Below are 24,007 nucleotides of genomic sequence, written 5' to 3' on the forward strand. Positions count from 1 at the left end.
GAGATAATTACTTTGTCCAAAGCAATATATCAAGCCCAACCACCTTTAGAATTTATCCCACCAGCTTTTAACCCTTTATTGTTAAAATTGGTACATTTAGTTTTACCTAACTGGATGCAGTGGAAAACACCCATTAGCAACATTGAAGCAAACAACGTTGAAACTTTAGCCAATTGCTATCAACGATTTCAGGATGGTAAAATCCGGTTTATGTTAGCATTTCGTCATCCGCAAACAGCAGACCCGCTTTGTTTAACTTATTTACTGTCCCAAATCTTGCCTAAAGTAGCACGAGTTGGGGGTATACAGCTACAATATCCACCTCATGCTCATTTTATCTATGATCGGGGCATTCCCCTCTGGGCAGGAGATCATGTAGGTTGGGTCATTTCCCATTTAGGGGGAACTCCCATTCAACGTGGTAAAGCTGACTGGACTGGTTTGCGTTCTGCGCGAGATTTGTATATTAATGGTCGGTTTCCCATGGCTGCTGCGCCGGAAGGTGGTACAAATGGTTTATCAGAGATTATTAGTCCTTTAGAACCGGGTATAGCCCAGATGGGTTTTTGGTGTGTAGAGGATTTACAAAAAGCCGGAAGAGAAGAGGAAGTTTTAATTTTACCAATTGGGATTAAATATAGTTATGTGAATGAGCCTTGGGATAATATAGCAAATTTATTAACTGAATTAGAAGCAGCCAGTGGTTTATTGATAAATCAGGAAAAAACAGAGGCTACTTTTACTGTACTTTATCCCCGATTATTAAGTTTAGCCGAACATTTGTTAGGGATAATGGAGCAATTTTACACTAAGTTCTATCATCAAAAATTACCAGATGAAAAAATTACCAATGGGGAAATTACAGATAGAAATGAGGCTTTAGCTTATCGGTTACAATCTGTGATGAATATTGCTTTATTTATTGCGGAACAATATTTTGATTTACCATCTAGAGGTCATTGGAATGATAGATGTAGACGGGTAGAACAAGCCGGTTGGAATTACATATTTAGGGAAGATTTTAAGGATATTAAATTATTATCAACCATTGAGAAAAGTTTAGGAGATAGAATTGCTGAAGAAGCAAATTTTCGGATGTGGCACATGAGATTAGTTGAGAGTTTTGTAGCTGTTTCTGGGATTTATATCCGCGAAAAACCAACGGTAGAAAGATTTGCAGAAACAACTTTACTTTTATGGGATATGGTTAATAAAATTAAGGGAAATATGACCTTAAATCGTCCCCAATTGGGTAAGCAGCAGGTGAAGATAACTGTGGGTGAACCAATTTCTGTTTCTGAACGTTATCCTGTTTATAAAAGTAGTCGAGTTGCTGCTAAACAATGTGTAGCTGAGTTGACGAGTGATTTACAACAAGTTTTGGAGGGTTTGATAGATACAGTGGCTAATATACAGCAGTTCCCGGTATTATGAAGTACAGATATTAATAATAAAACTCTTGTGGTGCGGGCATCTTGCCCGCATAAAGTGTATCTCACTCAAAGCTACTCGCTGTATAATGAGAATATAATTCTCTTATAATTTTAGCTCAATTTATAAATTTCTCCCCTATCAACTAATATCTCTCCTCTCAATAAATCCTTCACAGTTGCTAATAAAGTCCGTCGAGAATCTACCTCAAATAACACAGATATTCTATCAATACCTGCCTCACCTGGTGGGTTAAGTTTAGCAACACATACCTGTTGATGTTGAGTATCTAGAGAACGGTAACTTTCTTGATGTTGAAGAGTGCTAGAAGTCATTCTTCCCCAAGCATCAAAAGCTATTTCCGTTTGTGTCATATCAGCTAATTCACCAATATCTAAACGAATTTCTGTTTGTCCATTATTTGCTGTTTGTAAAGTTAACCATTCTTGACGTTGACAAGGATATTTGTCACCTTTAGTAAATAAATGATGATAAATATAACTTTTGCTGTAACTTTCCCATAAACGAATTGCGTAACTATGACGTAAAAAATCATCTATTTCAGTAATTTGTGTTATTGCTAATGCACCATGAGAGACAGCATCAAAAGGTTTATTTAGTTTTACCTTAGCTTTACCAAAATAAGATATAATTAGTTGTTGAACTGCGGGAATTAAACAACTTCCTCCCACCAATAAAACCTGTTCAATATCATTTTTACTAATACCCTTTCGCAAAGCAGAAGCTAAAACCTCATCTAAGGTATTTCGTAACTGTTGTAAAAACTGTCTATATTCTAAAATTTCCTCTAATTTTTCACGATTAATCTTTAACTCATAGGACATAAAAGATTCATCATCAAACCAACTTTCAGCCACAGATTGATTTTTTGATAATTGAATCTTTAACCGTTCAGCAATTTCTAATAAATTCTGATAACCAATTTTTCCTACTTGTTCCGCTGTTAAATTTTGAGAACGTAAATAATCATCAACTATCCAAACATCAATATCTTCCCCACCTATGTATGCTTCCGACTTAGCTAAAACCTCAGCACTTAAATTTCCATTATTATCAGAATTTGCAACAGTTTTAACTAAACTTAAATCGAGAGTTCCCCCACCAAAATCTACTACTAAAATTAACTTACCAGGGTGTTTTATAGCATATCCTAAAGCCGCAGCAGTAGATTCATCAACGATAGATACCTTTGGAACATTTAACTTTTTTCCTAAATCTCGAAACCAATCTAAATAACGTTCAAAAGCACCAACGGGAACAGTAAAAATCAAATGACTAGGTTCGATATTTTGCTGTTTAATTTCTGTCCAAATAGTTTGCATAAATAACTCACAAACAGAAACAGTATGATAATTTATACCATCAATTTGGATTGCTGGTGGTTGATAATCTCCCGCCAAATCGCGTTTAAACTTTTTAAATAACCGTTCAGGAGGATAACTTTGAGAAAGTCCTAAACGTTGACTTCTCACACCTTCACCTAATACAATATTATTACCTGATTTAATAAACATTAAACTAGGAATAACAGGATATTCTACTCTTTCACCATCAGGATTGACACCCAAAAACAAACGGGATAAATTAGGAAAACGTAAACTTTTAGGTTGTTGAGTATCAGCCTCTAAAATACTGATTACAGTATTACTTGTACCAAAATCAATTGCAATAGTCGTCATAATTATTAATCATATTGTGGTTGTCTTGTGGAGCAGGCATCTTGCCTGCTATTATCATCTTACCTGCTATTATCATCTTGCCTGCTATTATCATCTTACCTGCTATTATCATCTTGCCTGCTATGATATTTGTATATTTGGGCGGGCAGGATGCCCACCCCACAAGATTGTATAATAATTGTATGATAATTTAATTATTATTAAACCCTGCTGGCAAAGTGCGACTAACTTTTGCAGGATAGAGAACCTTATCACCATCCTGATAACCAATAAAACGAATATAGACTAATTCCCCCTCTTGAATGTCATCACTATCAGCTTGATGTAATTGGGGATTATAATTAACCTGTTCCCAAGTTTCCCCAATAACAGTATAACCCCAATTGGTAATTAGATTATCTAAAGCTGTAAATAGAGAAACCAGGTTTTTAGCTGGTAACTCTGGTTTAGCTAAAGCCATTTTTTTAACTGTAGGATAGTTAGCGAGTAAAGTTTGTAAGTGGGTAAAAGTTTCCTGTTGAAAATCAGTTTGTAATTGTTGAGATTGTTGTTTTAATTCCTCCCTGAGTCGTTGACATTGAAATTCTAACTCTTTAATCTTCTGTTCTGTGTCTGGAGAAGTTACAGATTCATTATTAATAGGTATATCTTGATTATTTGCTGGGAATAAAAACCGCAGAATAAGATAAACAATGATTACGAGAATTACAGCAAAAGCGACTTGATTAATTTGTTCTAGCATATTGTTTTTTTAGTCCAATACAGAATATATTGTAGGGTGCGTTAGGTGCAAACCGTAACGCACCGTAATAAATGGAGATAGTATATTGTAGGGTGCGTTAGGTGCAAACCGTAACGCACCGTAATAAATGGAGATGGTGCATTACGCTATCGCTAATACACCCTACTTATAGAGGAATTATTGTTGTTGTAAAGATTGATTTTCCGAAATTGTCATTAACTCATCATCTTGATAATATTCCGGTAACAATTCTTGAGATTCTATTTCTCCCAAGGATTTTTCTAACCCCTTTGTTGTTTCCACACAACTAGAACCAGTGACATTTAAAACCCGCTCCACAACTTTACCATCTTTACCAATGCGATATTCAATCTTTTGATATTCAGCCATAATGATTTTTCCTTTTGTCCTGAGGTCCCCGACTTCTTATCTTATTTAATCATTGATTGATAAAATATTACAAGACTTACGCAAAATAGAAAGAAAGTAGGGGTAATTCATGAATTACCCCTACGAAATAATCAGGGTTTCAGTTACATCTTGCGTAAGTTCTATATTAAAAAGAAGTCAGGGATCTTATTTATTCTTATTTAAACCCATCTACCAACAATAACCCGCAGCGTACCATCTGCTAAAACTTCCTCTTCCTCCACATTAAAACCCTCAGTATGTATAGTTTCCATCAAAGTTTTATGAGCGTATCTTTGACTAATATGATTAACAAACTCCTGCTGATTAATTTCAGCGCCCCAAAAATCAGCCACTAACTCATAACCTTCTCCATTTTTACGAAAACCCAAATCGTAACCATTAGCTTGACGAATCACATACTCAGCATTAGTTTTATCACCCATATAACCCCGAACTTGAGTATTTTGTTCAACCTGATAACCCAACTCTTGCAAAACCTCAAGCAAAACTTCACCCTGCTTAATTTGCACCTTGATAGTTGTAAAATGAGACATAAAAAATCAACTCCTATAAAAAACTCTCCAAAACCTCTTCCCTCCGCGTCCTCTGTGCCTCTGTGGTTCGTTAAAAAAATATTGAATTTAATCCACCTCCAAAGGACCCAAACCCTGCTGCTGAGAATAAACCTTCAACTCCTCAATTAACAGCGTATCAATAGAAGCCGTTCTTGCGCCAGCTTCCGCAGCCCAGCGTTTTAAACTAGTAATTTGTTCCTTAGCAATAGCCGCCAAAGGAACAGTTTCCGATACCGCTGCTAAAATATCTTCCGTGCTAAAATCCCGCCTATTACCATCAATTAAACTACCAAAAGCGCGGTGCATACCATCAATAATTACCTGTTGAATTTCCGCACCGCTAAAATTTTCGCTATGACTTGCAAGTCTTTGTAAATCAAATTCTCGCAGTCGGGAAAGACGGATTTTTTGCAGGTGGACTTTAAAAATATCATGGCGTTCTTCTTCCGTAGGTAAATTTAAAAAGAATATTTCATCAAATCGCCCTTTTCTTAATAACTCGGCTGGTAATATTTGCACATTATTAGCAGTAGCCACCATAAACACCGGACTAGTTTTTTCTTGCATCCAGGTAATGAGTGTACCAAATACCCGGCGCGATGTTCCAGAGTCACCATCTGTACCACTATTAATATTACCAAATGCTTTATCTATTTCATCCATCCATAATACACAGGGTGATATTGCTTCTGCTAATTGTATCATTTGGCGAATGCGATTTTCACTTTCTCCGACTATGCCTCCAAATAATCTGCCCACATCTAAACGTAACAATGGTAAACGCCATTCGTGGGCGATAGTTTTAGCCGATAATGATTTACCTGTGCCTTGGATTCCTACTAATAAAACGCCTTTGGGGTTGGGTATTCCATAAAGTCTTGCTTCTTCGGTAAAAGCATCTTGACGCATTCGCACCCACTGTTTAAGATTTTCTAAACCTCCGACGTTTTTTAATGATTCATTGGCGGTGTAAAATTCTAAGATTCCGGTTTGGCGAACTGCTTGTTTTTTCTCTTCTAAAACTCTATCAATATCTGTTTCGTTGACTTGTCCTTTGGCTGCTAAAGCGGCGGCTAAAACTCTTCTAATTCTGGCGCGACTTAATCCTTGACAGGCTTTGATTAATTGTTCTTTTCCCAATCCATTTAAGTTAAGTTTTTCCGGGACTATTAATTGCTGAATTAAATAATCAATTTCTTCGATGTTGGGTAAGGGAAAATCAATAACTGTAACTTCTTCTTGTAATTCTGGAGGAATGGTTAATATATGACTAGTGAGGATGAGGGTTTGGCGTGTGCGTTTGAGTTGACGGGTGAGGTTTTTGATAGCCCGAATTACGGGAGCATTTTTTTCTGTTTCGGGGTTTTTGAGGATAAAATGAATGTCTCGCAATACAAATATTGTGGTTGTATTTTCTGAGGTTTTGGTAATTCTTGATAATGCACCCATGACTGAACCTTTATCACTTCCATTATCATCCCAACCGGTGACAATATCCCATAATAATAGTTGTCGTGGTGTCTGGGATATTTGGGTGAGTTGTTGCAGGACTTGTTCTATTGGTTCTTCTTCCACTCCGACTATATATAGTAGGGGATAGCGGGCGCGAAGCATGAGGTCTATTTGTTGGAGTAGTTGTTGATGTGGGTTATTCATTATGTATAAATAGGGGGGATTAGTTGTTAGTTTATTGGGTTTTTATTTCGCGCAAAGTTGAAAAGAAGAAAATAAATATCTGAATTAATTTAATTTGTCAATTCCAGAAATTTGCTCTGTCAGAGTTTCTTTATTAACATTGGCTAAAAAAATTTTAGTTCCTGTTACATCAGCACCTTCAAGATTTGTGTTTAAAAAACTTGTATTAGCAATAATGGCATTTTTAAGTTTTGCCCCAGATAACTTAGCACCATCAAATTTAGTGTCAGTTAAATCAGCATTACAAAAATCAGCACCACTCAAATCTGCACTACTCAAATCTGCACCTTGAAGATTAGCATTAGAAAAATTAGCAGAATGCACACACCCATTCAATTTTGCACCTTGAAGATTAGCATTAGAAAAATTAGCAGCATAAAGATTATTATTACTGAATTTTGCATCTTGAAGATTAGCATTAGAAAAATTAATATAATGTAAAGTATATCCGCTCAAATCAACTCCTTTAAGACTAGGAATATACGTTTCTTCTCTTATAAATTGATTCCATAGTCTAATTCCTAGATCACCAGCTTTTAATAAATTTATCGCTCTTTCTGTGGTCATTTTCAGATCAGGACTACTTGATATTTGATTTTCACCACCAAGCACAGCATCATACTCTAGGGGTTGTTGTGGATTATTCATGATTGGTTAATGGTAGGTTTCATGTATGCTGTATCTAAAATAGCATATTTAGGGAATTTCGTTATTTGTTTACATAATTTTAAGATTGTCAGAATCAGGATGTCCAGGATTTGAGGATGTACAAGATGTGATTGTTTAATTATTCGTCAGTTGTTGATGATTAGGATAGAGAAAAGTAAATAGATATTTATGAAGTGAGATAGAAGAATAAATATATGAATCTCATCTATCAATCATCAAATTACAATCCTGTAAATCCTTTAATCCTGGATATCCTGATTCTGACAAAAAAATTTTTCTCCCTACGCGAGAGAGATAAGACAAGAAAAGAGCAAGAGGGAAAAAGCGCATAGTGCTATTAAGTCCTCGCCGCACTACCACATACAACCCGAAAACCAATAGAGTTGTAGTAGTAGTCGAGGCCGTTGTTGTAGCGATAAGCAGAACGGCAATTCCCAGGATAGAAGTCCCACGAACCACCGCGCAGCAGCTTTGACGTAGTTAAGCTTGTCACAGCACTACCATTTGTAGGCGCGTTATTATAGCTATTTACCCAATCATCCAAACACCACTCCCGGACATTTCCGTGCATATCATATAATCCAAAAGCGTTAGGGGGAAAAGAGCCTACATCTGTAGTTTGTCTACGATACTTACCTTTAGGAGCAGAAGCGTAAGTATAATTACCATTATAGTTAGCTAAATCCGTTGTAATCGTCTCTCCAAAGTGAAATGGTGTGGTAGTTTCGGCTCTACAAGCATATTCCCATTCGGCTTCACTAGGTAATCTGTAGGTTTTTCCTGTTCTTTCGCTTAACAGTTTACAGAATTTAACCGCATGATTCCAACTAACCCATTCCACAGGGCGATTACTACCTTTAAAAAAAGAAGGGTTATTACCCATGATCGCTTGATATTGTGCCTGTGTTACTGGATATTTCCCCATGAAGAAACCTGGAACAGTAACTTGATGTTGAGGATTTTCACTATCCCTTCTTTTCGCTTCATTTTCTGGTGAACCCATCATAAAAGTACCACCAGGAATTACAGCCATTTCCAATGTCACACCATTACCCAAATATTCCATAAAATATCTAGCTATACGGGGCTGTCGTTGAATGATTTCCCCAAATTTATTAACTGTTACTACTTCAATTTTTTGTAGTTTAAAACCTAATTGACGAGGATTTTGTAATATTTGCTTAATTCTTGGTTCTGTTCTGTCACTTAATATTAAATAAGCCGCATTTTGAATATCCCAAGATTCATCCTTTAAACCTGCAATTACTAAATCTAAACCCTGTTCTCCATAATTCACAGCTTGCTCAAGTGCAGCAATTCTCACCTTTGCATCTGGATTTTGCAACCGCAACTTTACCCCTTCAATACCACCTAAAACCGCAGCACCTTCTAGTGATGGACTATTACCACCAAGCACAGCATCGTATTCTCGCGGTTGTTGTGGATTATTCATGATTCGTTAATCGTTGGTTGGATGTATGCTGTATCTAAAATAGCATATTTAGGACATTTCGTTATTTGTTTACATAATTTTAAGATTGTCAGAATCAGGATGTAAGGTTACTGAGCGACTTGTACTGAGCAGTTCGACAAGCTCACTGTAACACTTGTCGAAGTAAGTCGAGATAATGTCCAGGATTTGAGGATGTACAGGATATGATTGTTTAATTATTCGTTAGTTGTTAATGATTAGGATAGAGAAAAGTAAATATTCCTAAAGCGAGATGTCAGAATAAATACATAAACACCAGCCATTAACCATCAAATAACAATCCTGTTAATCCTTTAATCCTGGTTATCCTGATTCTGACAAAATAAAATATTATAAACACCAGCCATTAACCATCAAATAACCATCCTGTTAATCCTTTAATCCTGGTTATCCTGATTCTGACAAAATAAAATATGATAAACACCAGCCATTAACCATCAAATAACCATCCTGTAAATCCTCTAATCCTGGTTATCCTGATTCTGACAAAATAAAATATGATAAACACCAGCCATTAACCATCAAATAACCATCCTGTAAATCCTCTAATCCTGGTTATCCTGATTCTGACAAAATAAAATATTATAAACTGAGTCATTAACCATCAAATAACAATCCTCTTAATCCTTTAATCCTGGTTATCCTGATTCAGACAAAATATTATAAACACCAGCCATTAACCATCAAATAACAATCCTGTAAATCCTTTCATCCTGGTTATCCTGATTCAGACAAAATATTATAAACACCAGCCATTAACCATCAAATAACCATCCTCTTAATCCTCTAATCCTGGTTATCCTGATTCTGACAAAATAAAATATGATAAACACCAGTCATTAACCATCAAATAACCATCCTCTTAATCCTCTAATCCTGGTTATCCTGATTCTGACAAAATAAAATATGATAAACACCAGCCATTAACCATCAAATAACCATCCTGTAAATCCTTTCATCCTGGTTATCCTGATTCTGACAAAATATTATAAACTGAGTCATTAACCATCAAATAACAATCCTGTTAATCCTTTCATCCTGGTTATCCTGATTCTGACAAAATAAAATATGATAAACACCAGCCATTAACCATCAAATAACCATCCGTTAATCCTATCATCCTGGTTATCCTGATATGGCTAACGCCACGCTTCGCTATCAGACAAATTCATCATAATAGGTTCTTTATTAGGAAGTTTGATAATAATTTCCATAGTTCCTCCTAAAGCATTAACAACATTACGCAGCGTATTTAATTCTAAACTTTGTCCACTTTCTAAATCAGATATTTCTCTTTGGGATAACTCCAAACTAGCAGCTAATTCTGATTGTGATAAACCCAGTTTTTCTCCCAAATTTTGCAGCGTAATTTCTTCTAACCTTATTTCAGAAGTTCTTACAGCAATAATTTCTTTTCTTTCTTGAGAAAGTTGATTTAACTCCTCAGATAAAGTTGTATATTTTTTCATGATTTTTCTTCCTTGAGTGTCTCCAAATATTCTCTATACCGTTCATCTGCTATGGGAATATTCTCTTTATACCATTTTTTATTACCAGCTTTGTTACCTCCAACTAATAAAATCGCTTGTCTTTTAGGATCAAATGCAAATAAAATCCGCCAAGGTTCTCCTTGATGTTGAATACGCAGTTCTTTCATATTGCTGAAACCAGAACCTTCTAAAGTATCAACTCTTGGTCTTCCTAAACCAGGTCCAAATTCTGCTAAAATACCTAATACTGCAAATGCTTCATTTTGAAATCCCTGTTCTTGTTGATAAAACCAAATTCTAAAATCTGGATCAAATATTATATTCCATTCCATAAATTCATTTAACTTATTCTATTTTATCTCAATCAGTTGTACATTTTTCTGAATTAATTTTTGTTTGATATATCTTCTATTAAATATACCACATTTGGGTAATTTTGCTAGGTTTTTAGATAATTTTAAGATTGTCTGATAGCGAAGCGTAGCGTTAGCCCAGAATGTCCAGGATTTGAGGATGTACAGGATGTGATTGTTTAATTATTCGTTAGTTGTTGATTAGGATAGATAAAAGTAAATATTTCTAAAGTAAGATGTCAGAATAAATACATAAACACCAGCCATTAACCATCAAATAACAATCCTGTTAATCCTCTAATCCTGGTTATCCTGATTCTGACAAAATATTATAAACACCAGCCATTAACCATCAAATAACAATCCTGTTAATCCTTGCATCCTGGTTATCCTGATTCTGACAATATGTTACAATCGGAATTGACAGAAACAGGAGCATAAAACTATGCCATTAATCAAAATACCAAGACATTATCTTGTATCTCAAGATGAAGATTCAATTACAGTAGATGTACCAGAATCAATGCTATCACATTGGAAAAAAGACTATCAAAAAATTATTCAAGCTAAAGGAATTTTAAAGCATAAAAAAGCAGCAATGTTAGCTCATTTAGATACTCTGCGTCAGGAATGGGAAGAATGAAATATCTTTATGATACCAATATTTTTATTTACTATCTAGCCGATGATATAACAGTTAATTCATAGTTTACAGAAGAGTTTTTGAATTTGCACGAAATTTTAATTTCACCGATTATCCGCATTGAATTACTGAGTTTTACTGGCTTATCAAAAGAAGAGGAACAGTCTATTGAAGATTTGCTATCCCAGTTTAACACAGTTCCATTGTTACGAGAAATTGAAAATCAGACAATCCAAATCAAACGACAATATAAAATTAAACTTCCTGATGCAATTATCGCAGCTACAGCAATAAATCAAGACGCATTTTTAGTAACAAGAAATGTCGGTGATTTTAAAGGAATTACTGGACTAAAGATTGAAAATCCCTTTATTAATTGATAATGGAGGAAAATATAACTTTTATCCTGTAAATCCTATCATCCTGGATATCCTGATTCTGACAAAGATTCATATTACTAAATTACTAAACCATCTTTTCTCACATTACCAAAAAAACCACTATCATAATTTTCTAATTGTTCAGAATTAGCAAAGGCACAACTGATTAAAACATTATATTCTAGGCACAAATCAGCGATTAATTGACTAATCTTCTCACTTTCTTGGGAATAGTTAAAAACATCTTTTAACACAATTAAAATATCAATATCTGAATCTGGTTGTGCTGTTCCTCTAGCTTGTGAACCATATAAAATTAGTTTTTCTAACTGTTCTCCATAAAGTTGTTTTAACTTTTGCTGTACTTGGGTTAAAACAGTGGAAATAGGTTGATTTAGCATAATTGTTAATTAACAATTACTCTGAGTTAATGGTTACTTTGATATATCCTATATTCAAAATAGCATATTATTCTCTGAATCAGGATGTACAGGATGTGATTGTTTAATTATTCGTTAGTTGTTGATGATTAGGATAGAGAAAAGTAAATATTCCTAAAGCGAGATGTAAGAATAAATACATAAACACCAGCCATTAACCATCAAATAACCATCCTGTTAATCCTATAATCCTCGTTATCCTGATTCTGACAAAATAAAATATTATAAACACCAGCCATTAACCATCAAATAACAATCCTGTTAATCATCTAATCCTCGTTATCCTGATATGGCTAACGCCACGCTTCGCTATCAGACAAAATATGACAAAATATTATAAACTTGCTTGTGCTATGTTGGTTTGGCTGAGATTAAAAAATTTAGCCTATCAAACAGGTCAAACTATTTATAAAATCAAGCACAATTTACTGTCTAATTATTTAATTCAGCCACTAAAACGTCCAGATGTTCAAATGTATTTGGTCTGATTTAAAATCATCCGCTTCCTTCTGTAGCGATCGCTGGTGCCAGTTGCGTAAGTCTTGGCTCCTTGCCTTGCTATAACGATTATTTTTAACACCAACCTACTTAGTTCGATTAAATTGTATACTAAACTCAAAATCAAATTGAAAAAGGCTCTCAAAAAATGGTTAAAGAGGAAAAACTGCCTTTAGCAAAGCCAGAGATAGCAGTTCACAACCAACAAATCAACCAAAATTCTCAAACCTCTATTGAATATTACAATCGCATTAATCCAGACTTACTAAAATTATTACCAGCAGATGCTAAGGTTATAGTCGAGGTAGGTTGTGGTGCTGGAGCATTAGGCGCACAGTACAAACAGATTAATCCCCACTGTCAATATATTGGGCTAGAACTAAATCCCACCGCAGCCGAGATTGCCACTACCAGACTAGACCGCGTTATTGTCGGCAATGCGGACGACCCCACGTTAGCCACAGGAATTGACCTTAATAGCGTTGATTGTCTTGTTTATGGCGATGTGCTGGAACATATGCAAGATCCTTGGGCTGTATTAAATCGTCATATTGCTTGGCTCAAACCAGAAGGGCAAATATTAGCTTGTATCCCCAACATCCAACATTGGAGTTTAATTGACAAAATATTGCGCGGTGTCTGGGAATACGAGGATGAAGGATTGTTAGACCGTACCCATTTACGCTTTTTTACCTTGAATAGTATTAAAAAGTGGTTTGCCGAAGCCGGGTTGCAAATTTATGAAATTCGGAGGCGGGGACGCAAAGAGGAAAATTATCAGGCATTTCAACAAATTTTATCCCCAGTGGTTCAAGCATTAGGTCTTGATGCCGCCCAATTTGCCATCCAAACGGGGGCGTTGCAGTATGTAGTTAGGGCGTTGAAGTCACAACAACCACCCCGCAGACTATTAATTCAAACTATGATGATGGCTCCTGCTGCCTGTGACAGAGTGCGGGTATTAGAACCAGATCGTCTCAGTTTAACAATTCCTGGTATCCGCACTGTATCAACAGTAAAAACTGCTGATTTGGATATCTCCCAACCAGGAGAAGAAAAAGTATTTATTTGGCAACGCGGCCTGTTGCAAAATCCAGATGATCTTCCTAAAGTTCAAAAACTGCTGCAGCAGAACTATTTGATTGTGGCAGAAATGGACGATGACCCCATGCGCTGGCCTGCTTATGCAGATAATGAGTTTTTTACTTATAAAGCTTGTCACTGTATCCAAACTTCAACGGAGCCAATAGCAGAATTTTTGCGCCAAATTAATCCCAATGTTGTGGTTTTTCAAAATCAACTGGCTCATTTACCACCACCAAGGGAATACAAAACAGATGGTACTATCAGGCTGTTTTTTGGCGCAATCAATCGAGAAGAAGATTGGTCGGTAATTATGCCAGCCTTAAATCGGGTTTTAGCTGACTATCCAGAAACTGTTTCTGTACAAGTTATTTATGACCAGAAATTTTTTGATGCTTTAGCAACTTCACAAAAACAGTTAGAACCTTTCTGTGCTTACGAACGATATCAGGAATTAATGAAAGAGTGTGATATTGCTTTGCTTCCACTGAATTTTAACCGATTTAATAGTATGAAATCGGATCTAAAATTCATTGAGTGTGCTGGTCATGGTGTCACAGTTTTAGCGAGTCCTACTGTGTATGAAAACTCTATTATCGAAGGACAGACAGGTTTGATTTACCGTTCAGAATTAGAGTTTGAAACAAAACTACGGCAATTAATCAAGGATACGGTGTGGCAGCAGCAATTAGCCAAGAATGCTTACCAATGGGTCAAAGACCATCGTTTATTGTCTCAACATTATCGGCAGCGGCGCAATTGGTATCTGCAAATGTGCGAAGATTTACCCAGGTTAAATCAAGAGTTGGCAATACGAGTGCCGGAACTATTTAAGTAACTCACTCAGTTTTTAAGCTATGGGGTTTGACAACTTAAATGATTCTCTAACAAAGAGGCGATCGCTTCTGGATGAACTTTCTTGTATTGCTTTTTACCTAACATTAAAACACAATTAGGGGCGCTACTACAACGTTTTTGACAATCGGTATGTTCAATGATGACTTGATCCGATAAACCGCGATCGCCCAAAGTTTTTTCTAAGTCTGATAATAACCCCTTTCCACCTCGTTTCAAACAACCAGATTTTTGACATACCATAATCTTGGCTTTGGGTTGAGAAAGGGGATTTTTCAGAGGACAAAAACCAACCGCTTGGATGTGATCAGCTTGGAGTTTTAGCTTATGGCTGCGGGGGTTTAATTTACTAATAGCATTAATGCGAATTTGTTCACCAGGTAATAAAGATGAACCGAGAGAACAACGTAAATTTTTAGGAATTTTGATTTTGATATTTCCTGAGCCAATTCCCAACTGTAAATGTTTACATTTACCTGTTTCCTTACCCACAAATCCTAAAAATTGTCCCTCAATATTTAATTCCGATAATGTCAGATATTTCTCACTCATTTTCAATAACTCAACCTTTGCAAAAGAAAATAATAAACCCCATTTTACTGGGGTAATATTGATAATTACCAGCAAGAAGGAAGAGAAAAAAAGAGATTTTTAACTTTTACCTTCTTGATATTTTCTCAGTTTTTAAGAAAGACGTTTAGCTTCCACAGTTAAAGGTAAACAGCTTTTATCTGGTATTTCACTAAATTCTAATTCCCAACCATTAGCTAAAGTGAGAATTTTAACTTCTCCACTATCTGTTTGTTTGACTACTTCTTCTTCTAAGTCTTTTTTAGCGACATAGACAACTAAAGTACCAGCATCATTCATTCGCAACATTACTTTCATGTTTTTCCTCAGCAGATTCTAGTTCTCTTTTTCGACAACCGATGATGTACCCTGTTTCCAAAAAATGTACAGCATAGATATAATAAGCTTGCAAAAATGTGCCGATACTGGATACATAACCCACATCACCAATTCTTGCTAAAACTTCCCCAATTTCTCGACCAGGAAAAGTTCCATCGTTTTTGATTAGTTTCTTAACTCGGACTTTTTGACCAATTTCAAAAATAGGTTGCGAGTTCAGTTCTATTTCATCACGTTGCATGGGAATACCTTTTTTCGCTGACTAAATTTAATAATTCTTCTGTAGTGAGACTACGTTTTTTGAGAATTGATTGTTGACGAACTATATCCAAAATAGCTTGGGTTTCTTGAGAATCAAGAAAGATTCCATGCTGTTCTAATAGATTAGATAATGAATGGCGGCCAGAGTGTTTACCTATGACTAAACGCCGTTCCCAGCCCACATCTTCAGGGGAAAATGGTTCATAAGTAATGGGGTTTTGGAGTACACCATGAGCATGAATACCAGACTCATGAGCAAAGGTATTTTCACCCACAATTGCTTTCCAAGGTTGAACGTTAGCACCGGAAGCTCTAGCAACTAATTGAGATAGTTTTAACAGATGTTGAGTTTTAATTTCTAAATCAACACCGTAGATACATTTGAGAGCCATAATTACTTCCTCTAGGGCTGCATTTCCGGCTCTTTCTCCTAATCCATTAACGGTGGTATTTACAGACATAGCACCAGCTTTGATTCCGGCTAAGGCGTTAGCAGTTGCTAGTCCAAAATCATTATGGGTGTGAATCTCAATAGGAATTGATAGGGTTGATACTAAACGCTGAACTTTTATGTGAGTGCTGAAGGGATCAAGTACCCCAACTGTATCACAAAAACGAAACCGTGACGCTCCCCATTCTTGGGATAAAAGAGCAACATCTTGGAGAAAATTTTCATCGGCTCTAGAAGAATCTTCGCCACCAACTGATACCCAAAGACCTTCATCTAATGCAAAGCTAATACAGTCTTTTAGTCTTTGTAAACTTACGCGCCATTGACCATGAAATTTAGCCGCAATTTGTACTCCAGATACAGGAATAGCAATATGTACTCGCTGCAATCCACAGGCTATAGAAGCTTTTATATCTGATAATACAGCGCGATTCCAACCTAATAATTTAGCTTGTAAATCTAAGTTACGAATGGCAACAATGGCGCGAATTTCTTCCTCTCCCATGGCGGGAATTCCTACTTCTAATTCATGGACACCAATGGTATCTAAGAATTGAGCGATCGCTACTTTTTCCTCTAAGTTAAAAGCAACACCTGCCGCTTGTTCTCCATCGCGTAATGTCGTATCATTAATCATGATTTGATACATTTTAACATCCCTCTAGCGGAGTTTTTTTGTAATATCCTTGTTCGCTACAATTCTGAGTAAGGTCTGAGTAAGGGTAGATGTGCAATAAATACTTGATTGAGCGAATAAATCATGAATCATGATTTACGATCCTTAATTATTACTCCAATATTTCCGTTGCATCTGTATGGTATGAAACCAAAAACTGGTATCACTTCTCAAATATTTTTGGTGGTATTATTTGTGGATTTTGTCAGCAGCCAATAACCCAGATAAACATTAACAAATCCTGTAAAAAATAACATACTCAAGCCAGCAATGAAGCTAGTAATCATAATTTTACCTCTGATGTTCACTGATAATTTTTCATCTACCTTCACTAAGAATGTTCTGCAAGCCAATCAAAAATTCTGTCTAATTGCTGTAAATCCACTAAACCATATTGCCAAAGCAGCATCGGTAAAGGACAATGATTAAATTCAGGGTGTCGCGTTGCTACTGCAATATCAGCGGTGGAAAGTGCTAGTTCTTTTTGTAGGAATTGCAATAACTTCTTATTACTACTATTAATCACCATAATTGGACATTGACAATCGAAATCAATATAAAGTACAAGTTATTCCCATAAGCAATGACTAATTATTTTAGTTTGAGCAAACTGGGTGAACCTAAGCTTAGGTGAATTATCTTGAATATGCAAGATAGTTTGTGAGCGAACAATGACTTAGGATTGATATGCTTTTGATTAGATATTCCCAAAATCATTAATAGTCATCATTCATACTGATCAAAACTCCACACCGTTACACAAACAATTCTCTAACCATGTCACTAATTGATGACGAGAAGCAAAAAATTGCATTAATGTACTACGAACTAGAATCGCTTCTTGAAGGTTATTCACTTGGATACGCAAAGACCCATCCGGGGGACAGGAACAAGAAATCATTAACTCTTGCAAACGGTGATAAATACACCATCTATCACCCAGAGGAATTTGCAAAATTTGTTCACCAATATTTAAAAAATTACAATTGTGTGGCATGAGTAATTCAAACTGGATAAAGTTGACTTGATTAATCATCTTGATGATGATTTGTGAGAATTTGTATTTGTTTTTCCAGTTGGTCAATCCGGGAAAGTAAAGAACGAATTACACCTGCTTCCAGATCGGGTAATTTGTCATGTTCTAAGAGTGAAATGTGGTTATTCGACTTACGAGAAATAATCCTTCCCGGAACGCCGACTACAGTGGCATCTGGAGGCACATCACTCAAGACAATTGAACCTGCACCAATACGAACGCGATCGCTAATTTGAATATTTCCTAATACTTTCGCACCGGCACCGACGACAACATTATCACCTAAAGTAGGATGACGTTTACCGCTTTCTTTACCAGTTCCTCCCAATGTTACACCCTGATAAATAAGAGCATAATCTCCGATAATCGCAGTTTCACCAATTACCACACCCATACCATGATCAATAAATACGCCTTTGCCAATTTTTGCCCCTGGGTGAATCTCAATTCCTGTCAAAAACCGTCCCCAATGGGAGATAAACCGAGGAATAAAACTCACTTTATGGAGGTGTAACCAATGGGCAAGACGATGTAAACAAAGGGCATGAAACCCAGGATAACAAAATATCACCTCTAACCAATTAGAAGCGGCTGGATCACGCTCAAAAATCATCCGAAAATCACTAATTAACGGTTCTAAAAATAGTCCAGAAGGTTCATGTTTTTTCAGCTTTGTATTGACATTTTCGGTTTTACTGATACTGTTTAAAGACTGGTGCATTGATACTGTGAGGTGAAAAGATCCTGTAGTGTTTTCATGCTTATATCAGATAACTTTCCAAGGGACAAAATTAGTAACGCAGATTAGATTTATTAAATTTATTACCTTTGTACTCAATGGGTTTAAACCCCTCTTTAACAGAACTTTACATTTTCTGTTGGGGTAGGGGTACTAGCTTTTTATGATAGGGGTACTGGTATTTTTGGTTGAGGGATACAGCATTTTTGTACTCAAAACAAATCCCTTAACCTGTAAGACTTTGCAGCTATTTAGGTAAGATATTTTCAGATATATTAAGTTGTACTCATTGCTTCAGAATCGTTGCTTTGATGACAGTAAATATAGTTTTTATGTATTACCTAATACTATTATTATTTTATAGGTTTGCGAGATCAAAGCTGGATTTCTTTATTCTCTTTTATGGTTTGTTAGCTGTAGCTGGGTATACAAAATTTCCAAGCATTATCAATAATGACCTCAGAATATTTAGGCGTTGCTAAATTCATACCGCTATTATGCAACGCCAATATTTACATCAACATACAGCAGTTAACGGTATTCACAAAGTACAGATATTAATGATAAAACTCTTGTGGTGCGGGCATCTTGCCCGCATAAGGTCTACCTCACTCAAGCTGAAATTGTTGTAAATCAACGACCCAAAAGATATTGCATTTTGATTTGAAGATCAGTATTTGAACCTGCTACCAAAACAGCCGCTTGATTAAATTTAGGTGGACCTGTCAGAATTGCTGGATTGTTAGAAAACCCAAAACCTTCTACGGGAATACCAAAAGAATTAGTATTCATCATACCATCTTCATTGGCATCATGAATTAAAGCAACGGCATAATTCCCTGGTTTTAAGTTTTTAAAACTCAGTTTTTGAGGATTTTCTGTGATCTTGATACATTCGGATTGTACAGCTTTTTCACTATCACTAGGAAATCCCTTACTTCCAGAAAAAAGACTAGCACAAATTTTTCCAGATTGGTTTTTTATGCCTGCCACATTAATCGTCAAATTACCATTAAAATTGGCACTCGCACTAGTTAAAAATAGGAAACTTCCCAAAATAGGAAGTAACACTATTAGTCCCTGACTTGATGCTTTCCGCAAGGCGATTTTTAACTGTTCTTTCATTAACTAATTTACCCTCCATTAAATAGAACTAATATTTTATAATATTTTATCCAGCCATCTTGTCAATGTAGATTTTACGATTGTGTAATAGCTACAAAAACATCACTTTTACAAGTATAACAGGAACTAAGAAGATATTAAAAATCATGGAGATTAAAGTCTGATGTAGTGACAGAAAAATTAATTGACAAGTAGGGCTTGCTGATAGCGTGGCGTTAGCCATATAAACCTAAAACCATTTATTAACAAAGGGTTTCGCGGATTTTTACCACAAAAAAGTGCCAGGTTTTGGCTAACGGTGTCTCAAAATAAGTGCATTTTTCTTTGTCGGATTTGGAAAATTGAGGATATCTAAACAGTTAAAACTGTTCCCTGTTCCCTGTTCGGCCAACTTACTTAATGAAAATAATCAATTAAAATCCGCCATCATGGAAATTATGGAGTATAATATGTTGTGTATTTTAGTTTAAACCAACTGCAAAAATCTAGATTTTATCTGGTTGCAGAAAAATCACCCTATAGACGGCAACTTAACAGTTACATATCTGGGTAATCCCAGAAATTAAGCCTTGATTAACAAAGGACTTTTCAACCAATCATTATTTCTTTTATGCGGAACTCCATGCTGACAGGATTGCTCTTAGCGGGGTTTCTGTCCCTACCTTTAGGGATGGTCAGTCAAACCCCAGGTTCATCTATTGCTCTAGCTGCTCCCAATAATCAGAACCGTGATCTTTACAATCAGTATATGCAGGAAGGGTATAAAAAAACCGCAGTTAGAGGATTTAGAGAAGCTTTATCTTTTTTCAAGCAAGCTGAACAATTACGTCCCGGCGATCGCTATGCTCAAAATGCTATCAGCAATGTAGAGGCATACATTAAGCGGGGTAAGCAACTTATCTTTTTTGTTTCCAGCAAACCTACGAGATTGAGAGCAGGATCAACGAGAACAGAATCAACAAGAGATTGTTTTAATCCTGTTACTAGTCTAGATGGGAAAAATCATCAATCAGAATTAACAGCCTTAACGGCCATGTCTGATACTGACAACTCACAACTGACGACATCAGATCACCCAACATTCTTTTTCTACATTCCTAAAACTGCCCAGCCAATTCAATCACTCAAATTTGTCCTCAAGAATGAGGCTGATGAACCCTTGTACACCAAGAATTTCAACACACCTCCCCAAGGAGGCATTTTCAGCATCAAAGTACCTGATCATCGCCCATTAAAGCTAGATCAAAAATACACTTGGATGTTATCAGTAAATTGCGCTAATTCTGGCAACAAAGCAGACCTATCCTTAACCGGTGCAATTCAGGTTGTTAAAGATGATAACCTCTCAGCCGCCATCCAACAAACCAGTGATCCTATAGAGCAAGTAATGCTTTATGCTGCATCTGGAATTTGGGAAAATGCCATTACCACATTGGCTGATTTACGTCGTCAAAAACCCAATGATCCCACAGTTCAGAATTATTGGGAGCAACTACTAACATCAGTCAAACACTTGCAAGAGGCAAACATTGCCCAAGAACCACCTCTCAATTGAGGATAATTGAGCAGTTTTTTGGAAATATTTAACCCAGATCCCCGAATTATTAAATAATTCGGGGATCTTGTCATTTAAGAGGATTGAATCTTTTGTACATTTAGTTTGTATAACTATAGCGGGCAAGATGCCCGCACCACAAAGTTTAAGTAAATTGTGGTTGTCAAATTTAGCTGCGTAACAGCTTACAACCAATTACCTAAAAGAACGTAACCCGCCCAAAAATTAGGATCTTTGTAATCCTGACTTTGCAGTAATGCTAGTTGGGCTTGACGTAAAGCATCAGCTTTACTAATATTCTGATTCTTAAAAGCCTCATAAAACTTACCCATGAGCATGGAGGTTGACTCATCATCAACTAGCCACAGAGTTCCCAATGTACTCCGTGTACCCGCTCTAATAGCAACACCCGCTAATCCCAAGGATGCTCTTTTATCCCCCGTTAAAGTCTCACAGGCACTTAACACTAGTAATTCCACCGGATCTCTCGAACTCAATAAATTATCTAACTCATTGACTCTTAGCTTCTTATCGGAAGTAACAATAAAAGTCTGATCCGGTTGGGAACTAAACGCACCATGGGTGGCCAGATGAATAATTGAAAAAGAGGAGGAATTAAGCCTATTAGTCAAGGCGTTGCTGGTAAACTCTTGATCAAGTAACTTAGTTGAATTAGGCAGTAGGGATTTAATGTTGTTAATTTCATCCTTCACAGACTTTAACTCACCAAACGGTCTACCTTCAATAATTCGTGATTCACTCAAGCCAGCGATTAAGGCCGGGACATTTTTCCTTTGGAAACGCTGAACGTCCACCAGTTGCAAACTAGGAGCTAAAGCAATATTATACTGTTCGATTAGATATTTTGGCTGACCGTTTTCCTGACCCTTGCTTAACACCGACATAGGAAAATTTTGCAAAGAACTATCCAGGACAAAAACTAAAGTTTTCACCCCACTCTGCTGTAAGTCTTTTTCCCCAGGACGAATAATCAAATCATATAGTTTTTCAGCAATACGAGGTAATTTGTTACCACTAGTTCCATCGCTTTTAGCGGTAATAATAGGTATTGCGTCTGCAATCTCACCCTCAAAATCTTTTTTATTTTTCTCAATCTTGGAAGTATAACGAGTTAAAGGCCTTTGGGGTAACTTGACAATCACCTCAAAACGGTCTTCTAATAGCACAGGATAAATCAGCGCAGTCGTAGGATCTTGTTTGTCAATCACCTCATCAATACTCACTGACTTGCTAAAATTATCATCACAGGCTGATCGCAAAAAGTTTTCTAACTCTGCTAATTTTAAAGAATCAATGGTTTCACGAGCCAATTTCAGGTCTTCTGGTGGTACTTCTTGCGGTTGCAAAAGTAAACTTACATATTCTAGATAAACAGGCTCAGTATTCTCCCGGAAATTAAATTGACTGTCTCGGTTAACAGCAACAAAATCACGGCGCAGAGATTTCAGTGTGGCTAATGATGTTTGATAAGAGTTAAGAGCCTCTTTATTTTTACCCTGAGCCTTAAATATCCGTCCCTCTTGCCATTGCCATTGATAGGTTAGTTCTGGTGCTTGAGCCTGGCGAGAATAATCTAATGCTTTTTGAGTGTAATTATTAGCACCATTCCAGTCTTGACGACCTTCGGCTAATTTAGCCAATAAGCCCATGATAGAAGATTGTGTCCCCTTATCTTCCAATTCACTGGCAACTTCATCAGTTTGATTTAACATCTTCACCGCTGCTTGCAAAGATTCTGCTGTCACAGATGATAAATTTAGGGTGGTTGGTTTCAGACAATTCGGCTGTTTTTGCTCTAAACACAGAGAATTTTTCACGTATTTAATTTGAGCATAAATACTTTCTCGACTAGGGGATAAATAGGTTAATGGAACTTTGATTTTATTTTTTAAATCAGTGGCTTCTTTCCATTTTTCCTGTCCCATTTCCTCGTTTTTCTGCCCCATTTCCTCGTTTCCCTGTTTTAGCTCATTTTCTCCCTGTTTTGTGAATAATTCTCCCTGTTCCATTAATATCTCTAATTGACTCAGTTGAGATTGAAGTTGTACAATCGCTAAAGGAGAAAGAGAAGCCGCTTCTTGATATTGAGCTAAAGCTTGTTCTTGGTATTTAGCTCCTTGATCATTATTTAGTTCTATATTTCTATTAGCTAAGTCCCGTTGAGTGTTACCTAAATTCAGTAAAACCTTACTCAGATCTTCTGGAGAACCACTTTTTCTGGCAATAGCTAAACTAGCTTGGAGAACTTTTTCAGACTCTGCTAAATTACCTGTCAAACGCATGACATTACCAAGACTTCTAAAAGCCTTAGCTTGATAGGTTTTCTCAAAACTACCTGATATTTTATCTTGAATTGTATTAATTTCCACCTCAGAAATCATACATTTTTTCTCAGTATAACCAAGAACAGCCAATAAAGTTTGACAAGCTCGCGGATACAGTCCCAAGTCTTGCATAGCTTGAGCTTGGTTAATCTGATTTATCAACCCCATTTGATTATTTACAGAGTTGGGATATAGTTTCGCTGCTTGCTGCCATGTATTTAAAGCTGCTTGAGAGTCTCCGGCTTTTTGCTGAAGTTGTCCTTGAATATCCAGGGCTTGAGCTAAAATCCTCTGTTGTTCTGTAGTAATTTTAGCAGACTCTAATGTCTTTAGACTTTGGTTAATTTCGCTTTTAGCTAATTCCCATTTTCCCTGTTGCTGATAAGTCAAGGCAAGATTACTTCGTACTAAGGCTTGATTAAGAGAATCCTGGGGTAAGGACTGGATAGCTTG

The 24,007-nt window shown here is 36.3% G+C and carries 23 protein-coding genes and 2 pseudogenes; 6 read left to right on the top strand and 19 right to left on the bottom strand.

What is annotated here, in order from left to right; translation table 11 throughout:
* Positions 1 to 12 precede the first annotated feature (12 nt).
* The gene (locus tag FFO06_RS05455; RefSeq protein WP_137907115.1) at positions 13 to 1,434 is read left to right on the top strand and encodes a 1-acyl-sn-glycerol-3-phosphate acyltransferase; all 1,422 of its coding nucleotides are present in this window, start codon (positions 13 to 15) and stop codon (positions 1,432 to 1,434) included.
* Between the two features lie 110 nt (positions 1,435 to 1,544).
* Here FFO06_RS05455 and FFO06_RS05460 read toward each other — a convergent pair whose 3' ends face one another.
* From FFO06_RS05460 to FFO06_RS05500, 9 genes and pseudogenes are all read right to left on the bottom strand, one after another.
* Entirely contained in the window at positions 1,545 to 3,131 is a 1,587-nt protein-coding gene (locus tag FFO06_RS05460) for an Hsp70 family protein (RefSeq protein ID WP_137907116.1), read from the bottom strand.
* A gap of 190 nt (positions 3,132 to 3,321) precedes the next feature.
* Entirely contained in the window at positions 3,322 to 3,873 is a 552-nt protein-coding gene (locus FFO06_RS05465; protein WP_137907117.1) for a nucleotide exchange factor GrpE, read from the bottom strand.
* Positions 3,874 to 4,050: 177 nt separating this feature from the next.
* Positions 4,051 to 4,263 carry a DUF2997 domain-containing protein gene (locus FFO06_RS05470; protein ID WP_137907118.1) on the bottom strand — a complete coding sequence of 71 codons (213 nt, stop codon included), beginning with the start codon at positions 4,261 to 4,263 and terminating at the stop codon, positions 4,051 to 4,053.
* Between the two features lie 200 nt (positions 4,264 to 4,463).
* Complete coding sequence (locus tag FFO06_RS05475) at positions 4,464 to 4,838, bottom strand: DUF1257 domain-containing protein (RefSeq protein WP_137907119.1); 375 nt, start codon at positions 4,836 to 4,838, stop codon at positions 4,464 to 4,466.
* An 87-nt stretch (positions 4,839 to 4,925) separates the two neighbouring features.
* Positions 4,926 to 6,515, bottom strand: a complete 1,590-nt coding sequence (locus FFO06_RS05480) for a Ycf46 family AAA ATPase (RefSeq protein WP_137907120.1) — start codon at positions 6,513 to 6,515, stop codon at positions 4,926 to 4,928.
* Positions 6,516 to 6,599: 84 nt separating this feature from the next.
* Positions 6,600 to 7,202 (bottom strand): pentapeptide repeat-containing protein, encoded by a 603-nt coding sequence (locus tag FFO06_RS05485; RefSeq protein WP_137907121.1) that lies wholly within the window; start codon positions 7,200 to 7,202, stop codon positions 6,600 to 6,602.
* A 358-nt stretch (positions 7,203 to 7,560) separates the two neighbouring features.
* Positions 7,561 to 8,361, bottom strand: a pseudogene (locus tag FFO06_RS05490) (formylglycine-generating enzyme family protein); the annotation flags it as partial.
* A 1,493-nt stretch (positions 8,362 to 9,854) separates the two neighbouring features.
* Positions 9,855 to 10,184 (bottom strand): helix-turn-helix domain-containing protein, encoded by a 330-nt coding sequence (locus tag FFO06_RS05495; protein WP_137907123.1) that lies wholly within the window; start codon positions 10,182 to 10,184, stop codon positions 9,855 to 9,857.
* Positions 10,181 to 10,537, bottom strand: coding sequence for a type II toxin-antitoxin system RelE/ParE family toxin (locus FFO06_RS05500; protein ID WP_137907124.1), 357 nt, complete (start codon positions 10,535 to 10,537; stop codon positions 10,181 to 10,183). Before FFO06_RS05500 ends, FFO06_RS05495 begins: the two co-directional genes overlap by 4 nt.
* A 466-nt stretch (positions 10,538 to 11,003) precedes the next feature.
* On the opposite strand from FFO06_RS05500, the gene FFO06_RS05505 reads away from it, so the two are divergent.
* Complete coding sequence (locus FFO06_RS05505) at positions 11,004 to 11,201, top strand: hypothetical protein (RefSeq protein WP_137907125.1); 198 nt, start codon at positions 11,004 to 11,006, stop codon at positions 11,199 to 11,201.
* A gap of 80 nt (positions 11,202 to 11,281) precedes the next feature.
* Positions 11,282 to 11,581: a type II toxin-antitoxin system VapC family toxin gene (locus tag FFO06_RS05510; protein WP_236097073.1), complete on the top strand. Its 300-nt coding sequence runs from the start codon at positions 11,282 to 11,284 to the stop codon at positions 11,579 to 11,581.
* Between the two features lie 77 nt (positions 11,582 to 11,658).
* On the opposite strand, the gene FFO06_RS05515 is transcribed toward FFO06_RS05510, so the two are convergent.
* Positions 11,659 to 11,982: a nucleotidyltransferase domain-containing protein gene (locus tag FFO06_RS05515; protein WP_137907126.1), complete on the bottom strand. Its 324-nt coding sequence runs from the start codon at positions 11,980 to 11,982 to the stop codon at positions 11,659 to 11,661.
* A 380-nt stretch (positions 11,983 to 12,362) separates the two neighbouring features.
* On the opposite strand from FFO06_RS05515, the pseudogene FFO06_RS22665 reads away from it, so the two are divergent.
* Both FFO06_RS22665 and FFO06_RS05525 read left to right on the top strand, forming a co-directional pair.
* Positions 12,363 to 12,509 (top strand): annotated as a pseudogene (locus FFO06_RS22665) (IS701 family transposase); the annotation flags it as partial.
* A gap of 158 nt (positions 12,510 to 12,667) precedes the next feature.
* Positions 12,668 to 14,440 (top strand): methyltransferase domain-containing protein, encoded by a 1,773-nt coding sequence (locus FFO06_RS05525; protein WP_137907127.1) that lies wholly within the window; start codon positions 12,668 to 12,670, stop codon positions 14,438 to 14,440.
* Positions 14,441 to 14,457: 17 nt separating this feature from the next.
* Here the strand turns inward: FFO06_RS05525 and FFO06_RS05530 are convergent, their stop codons facing one another.
* The 8 genes from FFO06_RS05530 to FFO06_RS05565 form a co-directional block, all read right to left on the bottom strand.
* Positions 14,458 to 15,009, bottom strand: a complete 552-nt coding sequence (locus FFO06_RS05530) for a (2Fe-2S) ferredoxin domain-containing protein (RefSeq protein WP_137907128.1) — start codon at positions 15,007 to 15,009, stop codon at positions 14,458 to 14,460.
* 132 nt (positions 15,010 to 15,141) lie between these two features.
* Positions 15,142 to 15,345 (bottom strand): putative nitrogen fixation protein NifT, encoded by a 204-nt coding sequence (nifT, locus tag FFO06_RS05535; RefSeq protein ID WP_137907129.1) that lies wholly within the window; start codon positions 15,343 to 15,345, stop codon positions 15,142 to 15,144.
* Positions 15,320 to 15,607, bottom strand: coding sequence for a nitrogen fixation protein NifZ (locus FFO06_RS05540; protein ID WP_028083316.1), 288 nt, complete (start codon positions 15,605 to 15,607; stop codon positions 15,320 to 15,322). Before FFO06_RS05540 ends, nifT begins: the two co-directional genes overlap by 26 nt.
* The gene (gene nifV / locus FFO06_RS05545; RefSeq protein WP_137907130.1) at positions 15,597 to 16,727 is read right to left on the bottom strand and encodes a homocitrate synthase; all 1,131 of its coding nucleotides are present in this window, start codon (positions 16,725 to 16,727) and stop codon (positions 15,597 to 15,599) included. Before nifV ends, FFO06_RS05540 begins: the two co-directional genes overlap by 11 nt.
* 358 nt (positions 16,728 to 17,085) lie before the next feature.
* Positions 17,086 to 17,283, bottom strand: coding sequence for a DUF2949 domain-containing protein (locus FFO06_RS05550; protein ID WP_028083314.1), 198 nt, complete (start codon positions 17,281 to 17,283; stop codon positions 17,086 to 17,088).
* 210 nt (positions 17,284 to 17,493) lie between these two features.
* Positions 17,494 to 17,751, bottom strand: a complete 258-nt coding sequence (locus tag FFO06_RS05555; RefSeq protein WP_035367753.1) for an Asr1405/Asl0597 family protein — start codon at positions 17,749 to 17,751, stop codon at positions 17,494 to 17,496.
* Between the two features lie 31 nt (positions 17,752 to 17,782).
* Positions 17,783 to 18,511: a serine O-acetyltransferase gene (gene cysE, locus FFO06_RS05560; protein WP_137907131.1), complete on the bottom strand. Its 729-nt coding sequence runs from the start codon at positions 18,509 to 18,511 to the stop codon at positions 17,783 to 17,785.
* Between the two features lie 651 nt (positions 18,512 to 19,162).
* Complete coding sequence (locus FFO06_RS05565) at positions 19,163 to 19,654, bottom strand: DUF2141 domain-containing protein (RefSeq protein ID WP_137907132.1); 492 nt, start codon at positions 19,652 to 19,654, stop codon at positions 19,163 to 19,165.
* A gap of 622 nt (positions 19,655 to 20,276) precedes the next feature.
* Here FFO06_RS05565 and FFO06_RS05570 point away from each other — a divergent pair.
* Positions 20,277 to 21,209, top strand: coding sequence for a DUF928 domain-containing protein (locus FFO06_RS05570; protein WP_236097074.1), 933 nt, complete (start codon positions 20,277 to 20,279; stop codon positions 21,207 to 21,209).
* Positions 21,210 to 21,394: 185 nt separating this feature from the next.
* On the opposite strand, the gene FFO06_RS05575 is transcribed toward FFO06_RS05570, so the two are convergent.
* The coding region (locus FFO06_RS05575) for a CHAT domain-containing protein (protein ID WP_137907134.1) at positions 21,395 to 24,007 on the bottom strand (2,613 nt) is incomplete at its 5' end.

The sequence above is a fragment of the Dolichospermum planctonicum genome, from assembly GCF_005402965.1.
Taxonomy (GTDB): Bacteria; Cyanobacteriota; Cyanobacteriia; order Cyanobacteriales; family Nostocaceae; genus Dolichospermum; species Dolichospermum planctonicum.

Bases quoted from the DNA above. Each gene is read 5' to 3' on its own strand.
- FFO06_RS05460 (WP_137907116.1), bottom strand. From the start codon at position 3,131: ATGACGACTATTGCAATTGATTTTGGTACAAGTAATACTGTAATCAGT.
- FFO06_RS05465 (WP_137907117.1), bottom strand. From the start codon at position 3,873: ATGCTAGAACAAATTAATCAAGTCGCTTTTGCTGTAATTCTCGTAATC.
- FFO06_RS05470 (WP_137907118.1), bottom strand. From the start codon at position 4,263: ATGGCTGAATATCAAAAGATTGAATATCGCATTGGTAAAGATGGTAAA.
- FFO06_RS05475 (WP_137907119.1), bottom strand. From the start codon at position 4,838: ATGTCTCATTTTACAACTATCAAGGTGCAAATTAAGCAGGGTGAAGTT.
- FFO06_RS05480 (WP_137907120.1), bottom strand. From the start codon at position 6,515: ATGAATAACCCACATCAACAACTACTCCAACAAATAGACCTCATGCTT.
- FFO06_RS05485 (WP_137907121.1), bottom strand. From the start codon at position 7,202: ATGAATAATCCACAACAACCCCTAGAGTATGATGCTGTGCTTGGTGGT.
- FFO06_RS05495 (WP_137907123.1), bottom strand. From the start codon at position 10,184: ATGAAAAAATATACAACTTTATCTGAGGAGTTAAATCAACTTTCTCAA.
- FFO06_RS05500 (WP_137907124.1), bottom strand. From the start codon at position 10,537: ATGGAATGGAATATAATATTTGATCCAGATTTTAGAATTTGGTTTTAT.
- FFO06_RS05505 (WP_137907125.1), top strand. From the start codon at position 11,004: ATGCCATTAATCAAAATACCAAGACATTATCTTGTATCTCAAGATGAA.
- FFO06_RS05515 (WP_137907126.1), bottom strand. From the start codon at position 11,982: ATGCTAAATCAACCTATTTCCACTGTTTTAACCCAAGTACAGCAAAAG.
- FFO06_RS05525 (WP_137907127.1), top strand. From the start codon at position 12,668: ATGGTTAAAGAGGAAAAACTGCCTTTAGCAAAGCCAGAGATAGCAGTT.
- FFO06_RS05530 (WP_137907128.1), bottom strand. From the start codon at position 15,009: ATGAGTGAGAAATATCTGACATTATCGGAATTAAATATTGAGGGACAA.
- nifT (WP_137907129.1), bottom strand. From the start codon at position 15,345: ATGAAAGTAATGTTGCGAATGAATGATGCTGGTACTTTAGTTGTCTAT.
- FFO06_RS05540 (WP_028083316.1), bottom strand. From the start codon at position 15,607: ATGCAACGTGATGAAATAGAACTGAACTCGCAACCTATTTTTGAAATT.
- nifV (WP_137907130.1), bottom strand. From the start codon at position 16,727: ATGTATCAAATCATGATTAATGATACGACATTACGCGATGGAGAACAA.
- FFO06_RS05550 (WP_028083314.1), bottom strand. From the start codon at position 17,283: ATGGTGATTAATAGTAGTAATAAGAAGTTATTGCAATTCCTACAAAAA.
- FFO06_RS05555 (WP_035367753.1), bottom strand. From the start codon at position 17,751: ATGCCACACAATTGTAATTTTTTAAATATTGGTGAACAAATTTTGCAA.
- cysE (WP_137907131.1), bottom strand. From the start codon at position 18,511: ATGCACCAGTCTTTAAACAGTATCAGTAAAACCGAAAATGTCAATACA.
- FFO06_RS05565 (WP_137907132.1), bottom strand. From the start codon at position 19,654: ATGAAAGAACAGTTAAAAATCGCCTTGCGGAAAGCATCAAGTCAGGGA.
- FFO06_RS05570 (WP_236097074.1), top strand. From the start codon at position 20,277: ATGCTGACAGGATTGCTCTTAGCGGGGTTTCTGTCCCTACCTTTAGGG.